The sequence below is a fragment of the Brotaphodocola sp. genome (assembly GCF_983179755.1).
In genome coordinates, this window is record NZ_CFAHBC010000061.1 from 1 (window position 1) to 6,019 (window position 6,019).

At 48.9% G+C, this 6,019-nt stretch carries 5 protein-coding genes and 3 tRNA genes; all 8 read right to left on the reverse strand.

From position 1 onward, the window contains the following. Nucleotides 1-279 precede the first annotated feature (279 nt). Nucleotides 280-717: a Fe-S cluster assembly sulfur transfer protein SufU gene (gene sufU / locus AC4EVX_RS12590; protein ID WP_177977066.1), complete on the reverse strand. Its 438-nt coding sequence runs from the start codon at nt 715-717 to the stop codon at nt 280-282. Then, nucleotides 707-1,918, reverse strand: a complete 1,212-nt coding sequence (locus AC4EVX_RS12595) for an aminotransferase class V-fold PLP-dependent enzyme (protein WP_490160331.1) — start codon at nt 1,916-1,918, stop codon at nt 707-709. The genes sufU and AC4EVX_RS12595 overlap by 11 nt, the downstream gene beginning before the upstream one ends. Before the next feature lie 6 nt (nt 1,919-1,924). Next, on the reverse strand, nt 1,925-3,055 hold the full coding sequence (locus AC4EVX_RS12600; protein ID WP_490160329.1) for a SufB/SufD family protein: 1,131 nt from the start codon (nt 3,053-3,055) through the stop codon (nt 1,925-1,927). A gap of 15 nt (nt 3,056-3,070) precedes the next feature. Beyond that, nucleotides 3,071-4,495, reverse strand: a complete 1,425-nt coding sequence (gene sufB, locus AC4EVX_RS12605; protein ID WP_177977069.1) for a Fe-S cluster assembly protein SufB — start codon at nt 4,493-4,495, stop codon at nt 3,071-3,073. Nucleotides 4,496-4,506: 11 nt separating this feature from the next. Then, on the reverse strand, nt 4,507-5,265 hold the full coding sequence (sufC, locus tag AC4EVX_RS12610) for a Fe-S cluster assembly ATPase SufC (protein ID WP_490160330.1): 759 nt from the start codon (nt 5,263-5,265) through the stop codon (nt 4,507-4,509). A gap of 383 nt (nt 5,266-5,648) precedes the next feature. Further along, a tRNA-Cys gene (locus AC4EVX_RS12615) sits at nt 5,649-5,719 on the reverse strand. A gap of 28 nt (nt 5,720-5,747) precedes the next feature. Next, nucleotides 5,748-5,819: transfer RNA gene (locus tag AC4EVX_RS12620), tRNA-Glu, on the reverse strand. A 9-nt stretch (nt 5,820-5,828) separates the two neighbouring features. Beyond that, nucleotides 5,829-5,901: transfer RNA gene (locus AC4EVX_RS12625), tRNA-Asn, on the reverse strand. Nucleotides 5,902-6,019: the final 118 nt, after the last annotated feature.

Sequence of the window (6,019 nt, forward strand, 5' to 3'; positions counted from 1 at the left end):
AGCATACGGTTCATACCCGTAGTGTCGAGAGTTCGAATCTCCCTTCCGCTATGATGATCAGGCATCTGCGAAAGCAGATGCCTTTTTTGTTGTCTGCTTGATGCACTTGGTGCTTTGCATCCCCGCGGAGCGTTTTTTGTTTCATAGGACGCAGTTTCCTATGAAATAAAAAAAGACTTGCGATCCCCTCATCTTTCCAAGTAAAGAAACCACAAGTCTTCCATCTTCTTGATTCTTCGATTCTACTAAAAAAATCTAATTAAGATTTTAAGATTCTAATTAATCTTCCTTCTTCTTTCCGTCAAGCATTTCTTCCATCGTATGCCATCCGAGAACTGCGCATTTTACACGCGCCGGCATGTGGGAGATATCCTTCAAGGAAACGACTTCCTCAAGCTCATCGATCTCCTCATCGCTTGCCTCGCCCTTGATCATGCGGAAGAAGATGTCTGCGAGATGCATTGCCTCATCCTTCTTGCGTCCGATCACAAGCTCCAGCATCATGTCTACAGATGCCTGTGAGATCGCACATCCGCTTCCCTGAAACGCACCGTCAACAATCACGCCGTCCTCAACTTTCAGCTGGAGGATGATGTCATCTCCACAGCTTGGATTTACACCCTCAAGAATCAGGTTTGCATCCGGCAGTGACTCCTTGTGTGCAGGATGAAGGTTGTGCTCTGTCAGAATTTCATTATAAAACGTTCTACTCTGCATATCCCATTTCCCTCCGAACATTTCTCAGGCAGTTTAAGAACCGCTCGATATCGTCTTCTGTATTATAAAAAGCAAGGCTCGCTCTTGCTGTGGACATCACCCCTAAATGCTTTAAGAGTGGCTGTGCACAGTGATGACCTGCACGCACGTTGACATGACCTGCATCGAGAATCGACGCAATGTCGTGCGGATGAACACCGTCAACGGTGAAGCTCAAGATTCCACAGTGCTCTTCCGGCTTATCGCTTCCGATCACATGGATTCCTGGAATCTGCTTCATTCCATCGAGTGCCATCTTCGTCAGCTCAAGCTCTCTCTGGTGAACGGTTTCCATGCCGATCGACTGAAGATACTCGATTGCTGCCTTGAGTGCCATTGCACCGGCACCATTTACCGTACCTGCCTCAAACTTGTGAGGAAGCGGAGCATAGACAGCGCCCTCACGGGTAACAGAATCGATCATCTCACCACCGGTCAAAAACGGAGGCATCTTCTCAAGAATCTCCTCTCTGCCGTAGAGAACGCCGATTCCCATCGGTGCCATCAGCTTATGTCCGGAGAATGCGAGGAAATCTGCGTCCATCTCCTGAACATCAATCGCCATATGCGGAGCACTCTGCGCTGCATCGACAAGGACAACTCCACCGTTTGCATGAACGAGAGAGATGATCTGCTCGATCGGAGTAGTTCGTCCGAGAACGTTGGAAACGTGGCAGATTCCCGCCAATTTCGTGTTCGGGGTCACTGCCTCGCGAATTGCCTCCTCGGAGAAGAAACCAGTCTGGTCGCACTCAAGATACTTGAGCGTTGCTCCGGTCTGGCGTGCAACCATCTGCCATGGAAGCATGTTGCTGTGATGCTCTGCGATCGTAATCAGAATCTCATCGCCCGGCTTCAAAAAATTCAGTCCATAGCTGTAAGCGACGAGGTTAATGCTCTCCGTTGTGTTGCGGGTGAAAATGATCTCCGACTCCTTCTTCGCATGAATGAAATCTTTCACGCATGTTCTCGCTTCCTCATAGCGGTCTGTTGCCTCCATACCAAGCTCATAGAGACCACGAAGCGGGTTTGCATTGTATCTCTCATAAAACTCGCGCTCTGCGTCGATCACAACCTGCGGGCGCTGTTCCGTTGCTGCATTGTCGAGATAGGCAATATCCAGATTCATGAGAAGCGGAAAATCTTTTTTATAATTTACCATTTCCATTTACTTCTCCTCCTCTTCATCGTCTGCCTCGTCGCCACCACCGAGATATGCCTCTACGGTATCACGAACGGATTTTACCGGAATTCTTGCATTCAGCGCATCCACGCGCGCACGGGCAAGCATTTTCTCTGCTTCCTCCTTCGGGATTCCTCTCGATGCCAGATAGAACAACGTCTGGTCATCGAGTTTTCCGATTGAAGCACCGTGATTTCCCTCTACATCTTCCTCTGCACAGAGAATCAGCGGAATCGTCTGGTTGACAAGCTCCTCACCGAGAATCAGCACGTCCTCGCTCTCCGTTCCCTTGGAACCTGCACAACCTGCGATAAAGTCGATCGTTCCACGGAAGATCTTAAATGCATTCTCAGATACGACTCCGGAAACTTCCATCAGGCTCTCCGTCTTCTTTCCATGATGACGAGCCGTGTAATTCATATCAAGGTGCTGACCCGGCTTTGCGGTGTAACCGATTCCTGCGGTAAAGTTACTTGCCTTTCCCTTAAGGTCGATCTCTCCGCCGGAATACAGCTTTCCTGCACCTAACTCGAGCTTTACAAGCTCCACGCGCGCATTGTCCTCACAGACACCGCCAAGATCACTTAAGCAGGTCACACCTGCATCAAGAATCTCTGCCATATAAATGCGAACAACTGCATTTTTCTCTGCGCAAACCTTGATCTGGTGAGCGCTAAGTCCCTGACCTGCGCCTGCACTCCGGTACAGAACAGTCACGTTCAGCACACTGTTCTCCTTCGCATGAAGGTAGAGGCGGTTGAAGTAACGCTCGCCCGGCTGGCATTCGTAATCGAACACAGCCATATTGTCCTCATCTGCACCTGCTTCTGCGGTAATCACATCCACCTGTGCCTGCTCGTCTTCCTCTGCGAGACGATCCATATCCGGTCCCATTCCGGTCACCAGATTCTTCCATGCAAATCCATTCTCTGTCTGCTCACTCTGGATCTTCTCTGCACTTACTCTTTCCCAGGTGGTTCCATGTCCCGTCACAACTGGGGTAACCGGACATGCTTTTTCTATTTTCACATCAGTCAGTCGGCTCTCATTCATCTTCAGCCAGTTCCATGTTCTGGCCGGAAGCCGGTTCACTGTCATATCAATTCCCTGTCCCATCTCAATCCTCCGTCTTTAACCGATACTGCCCTTCATCTCCAGCTGGATCAGGTTGTTCATCTCAACGGCATACTCCAGCGGAAGTTCTTTGGATACGTTATCTGCAAATCCACTTACGATCATTGCGCGGGCATCTTCCTCGCTGATACCTCTCGACATCAGATAGAAGACAGCCTCATCGCTGATTCGTCCGATCTTTGCCTCATGACCGACATCGGCATCCGGAGTGCGGATGTCCATTGCCGGAATGGTATCGGAACGGGATTCCTCATCCAGCATCAGAGATTGACAGGATACTCCTGCCTTGCTGTGCTTTGCCTGAGCGCCGATCACAACCGAACTGCGGAAGGTGCTGATACCGCCATCCTTTGAGATGGACTTTGTGTTGATGTAGCTGGATGTATTCTTTCCGATGTGTACAACTTTTGCACCTGTATCGAGGTTCTGTCCACGTCCTGCAAATGTGATTCCGGTGAATTCCATACGGGAATTGTCGCCCTTCAGAACAGTCATCGGATACAGGTAAGACACATGGGAACCGAAGGAACCGGATACCCACTCCATCACACCGCCCTCAGCGATCTGAGCGCGCTTTGTGTTCAGATTGTACATGTTCTTTGACCAGTTCTCGATTGTGGAATAACGCAGTTTTGCATTCTTTCCAACAAACAGCTCAACGCATCCTGCATGCAGGTTTGCAACGTTGTATTTCGGTGCGGAACATCCCTCGATGAAGTGCAGGGAAGCGCCCTCATCTACGATGATCAGCGTGTGCTCAAACTGACCTGCTCCCGGTGCATTCAAACGGAAATAGGACTGAAGCGGAATCTCCACACTGACGCCCTTCGGAACATACACGAAAGAACCGCCGGACCAAACTGCGCCGTGCAGAGCTGCAAATTTATGATCTCCCGGAGTCACGAGCTTCATGAAGTGAGTGCGGATCATCTCTGCATACTGCTCGCCGTACTCTCCACGCATTGCGCCCTCAAGATCGGAATAAATAACACCCTGAGCAGCCACTTCCTCGCGGACATTGTGGTAAACCAGCTCGGAGTCGTACTGTGCACCCACACCAGCGAGAGATTTACGCTCTGCCTGCGGGATACCCAGCTTCTCAAATGTATCCTTGATGTCCTCCGGCACCTCAGACCACTTTGCACTCATATGAGTGTTTGGACGGACATAGGTAACGATGTTGTCCATGTCCAGCTCATCGATCGACGGACCCCAGTCCGGGATCTCCATCTTATTGTATGTCTCCAGAGCTTTATGACGGAATATTCTCATCCACTCCGGATCATTCTTCTCTTCGGAAATTTTTTCCACAATATCACTTGTCAGTCCGGATTTTACCCGATAAGCATCCTTTTCCTCATTTCGGAAATCGTAGAGGCTTCGGTCCACGTCCTGTACATATGTTTTCTCTTTCTCAGCCATGACCTATCCTCCTACTTGCGGGATGCCATCTCAATGTAGGACTCGAAGCCCTTCTCATTGATCTCTTCTACCATGGAACCGTCACCAGTTGCCACGATTCTTCCGTCTACCATAACGTGTGTGTAATCGACATGAAGTGCATCCAGAATTCTTGTGCTGTGCGTGATGATCAGCAGAGCACCTTCCTGATTCTTCTGATATTCCTTTACACCCTCGGAAACAAGACGAACTGCATCGACATCCAGACCAGAGTCTGTCTCATCCAGAATTGCCAGGCTCGGCTTGAGCATCATCAGCTGAAGAATCTCAGCCTTCTTTTTCTCACCACCGGAGAATCCTACATTCAGGCTTCTTTCTGCATACGCCTCGTCCATCTGAAGAACGCCCATATCCTTCTCCAGTTCCTTCTTGAATGCCCACAGCTTGAGCTTTCCGCCCTGTTGCTGACGAACTGCATTTCTGATGAATCCTTCCAGAGAAAGACCCGGAACCTCGAGAGGCTCCTGGAAAGAAAGAAACATACCCTCTTTCGCACGCTTATCAGCGCCCTCTCTCGTCACATCGTTTCCCTTAAAATTGATTGAGCCACCGCTTACCTGATAACGCGGATTTCCCATCAGGACATAACCCAGAGTGGACTTACCTGCTCCGTTCGGTCCCATCAGAACATGGGTCTCTCCCTTATTTACTGTCAAATTGATTCCGTGAAGAATCTCCTTATCCTCTACATTTACCGTCAGCTGGTCTACCTTTAAAATCGGCTCTGACATACGCGCTCTCCTCCATTTCTGCTCTTTCCCAAGTCTGTCCCGTTACTCATTTCTCATTCTTTATTCGATTTCTGATTTTATTGACCGGGCACTCTTGTATTGTCCATCCGGTACTTGTTCCGGAATTTGATCCGTGCTATAATACAAAAAATCTTCAACAAATCATAAAAAGCGTCATCGACGCTCTCTCAATATGTCAAATAACATAAAACCGTGCAATTCCTACTTGCTGACTAGGAATTGCACGGCTACATTATATCGCGCTTTTTCTTATTTTTCAAGCCCTCGCACACAATCTTCTGCAAAATTTTCTCATTTTTGGGGTTGTCTAAAACTAACTCCTATTATACAAAAAAAGGAACCATCTTTCGATGATTCCTTAGAGGCGACAACCAGATTTGAACTGGTGATCAGGGTGTTGCAGACCCACGCCTTACCGCTTGGCTATGTCGCCATATTATTAAATTATGCATCACTGCAAGTGACTCCGACGGGAATCGAACCCGTGTTACCGCCGTGAAAGGGCGATGTCTTAACCGCTTGACCACGGAGCCTTATTTAAGCTCCCCCTGTTGGACTCGAACCAACGACACTGCGGTTAACAGCCGCATGCTCTACCGACTGAGCTAAGGAGGATTATTAGAAAGTGTATCACACCTTCAAAACTACATACATGTTGACAACCAACCGAATCAATTATGACCATGCTTTCTTGGTCAAGCCCTCACCCTATTAGTAGCAGTCAGCTCCATGT